We start from the raw sequence: 1312 nt of genomic DNA on the forward strand, positions 1-1312 counted from the left end.
ATCGTATAACAAATTGTTCAAGAGTGATTCGGCACGCGTGGCATTTTTACTATGCGTTGGTTTTAGTGATTAAGGTGGTATGCGGCAGCTTCGGTATTGCGTGCCTCACACCTTAACAAGGCGTTAGTCGCCAGAAAAAGCTAGCAGTCAAAATCATGTTTCTAAGCTCAAAATGTGGCAGCTGTTTGTTTGGTATACAGATTCATCGTCGATGGTCAAAACTCAGTTTCAGCAGTTTTAAGTCCATAGTTTTGCAAGTGTCCAAGCGGTTGTTTGTTCTTTGGTGCTGACAGAGCAGGGCAATCGAGATTCTGTTTTCGGTTGCAACTCTGCTCGGTGAGTTTGTTGGGTACAAAAGCCGATTTACTCGCTGAAATGACGTTTTCTCTGGTGTTGTCAGTTCTACGTAGTTTCAGTGACTTTGTTGAAAGTCCGCACTGTGAGATTGGCTTTCCAAAGGCTCTTTTTGGTGTTGTCAGTCCGTTTTCTGCGGCGCTGTTTTTTCTAAGTGGTTTCATTGAGTAGCCGTTTTGACGCTACGCCTGACTTAAATGCATCAAAGCACATAAAGTTTGTTGTTCGCAAAGTTTAGTTTGGCTTAAAATTGCCGCTTGGTGCCTCGCGACTAACAAACTGCTCAAGAGGGATTCGCAACGCGTGGCATTTTCACTATGCGTTGAATTAAGTGATTAAGGTGGTCTGCGGCGGCTTCGGTATTGCGTTGCTCACCCCTTAGCAGGGCGTTATGTGCTAAGGTAAAGCAAGTTATAACGTTCTCACAGTGTTTATTTTAAAAGGATTTATTATGCACGCGATTTATTTACCTCTACTGATCTTTATTGTTTATGCAGTGGTCAACTCAATAATTGGATTCTTTTTAGGTGAAAGGAAGCTGAATAAAGGTGTAGCAGGGGCAATTTTTGGATTTATATTCGCATTTATCCCGCCATTAAATTTCATTTTCTTAGCCTTGTTGTACTTTAAAAAAACGCCGTTGAATGCACACAATTGATCTTTTTGTGAGCAACACAAGATTAGGCCCTTAACTGTTAATGTATTGAATACGCTGTACAAGCGCACATAACAAACTGTTCAAGAGTGATTCGCAACGCGTGGCATTTTTACTATGCGTTGATTTTAGTGTTTGAGGTGGTATGCGGCGGCATCGGTAATGCGTTGCTCACACCTTAACAGGGCGTTAGCTTACAGTCTGAAAAATCAAACTCATATAGCTGATGTTAGGTAGGCTATATCGTCAAAATGAGCAATCTGATTGGCAAATATTTTGGTTGTATCAGCGGTTGTAAGTAAC

At 41.5% G+C, this 1312-nt stretch carries 1 protein-coding gene; it reads left to right on the forward strand.

What is annotated here, in order from left to right:
• Positions 1–336 precede the first annotated feature (336 nt).
• Positions 337–525 carry a hypothetical protein gene (locus L3V37_RS24045; RefSeq protein ID WP_237307356.1) on the forward strand — a complete coding sequence of 63 codons (189 nt, stop codon included), beginning with the start codon at positions 337–339 and terminating at the stop codon, positions 523–525.
• The last annotated feature ends 787 nt before the right edge of the window (positions 526–1312 follow it).

It is taken from the genome of Vibrio sp. D54 (genome assembly GCF_021728075.1).
Classification (GTDB): domain Bacteria; phylum Pseudomonadota; class Gammaproteobacteria; order Enterobacterales; family Vibrionaceae; genus Vibrio; species Vibrio alginolyticus.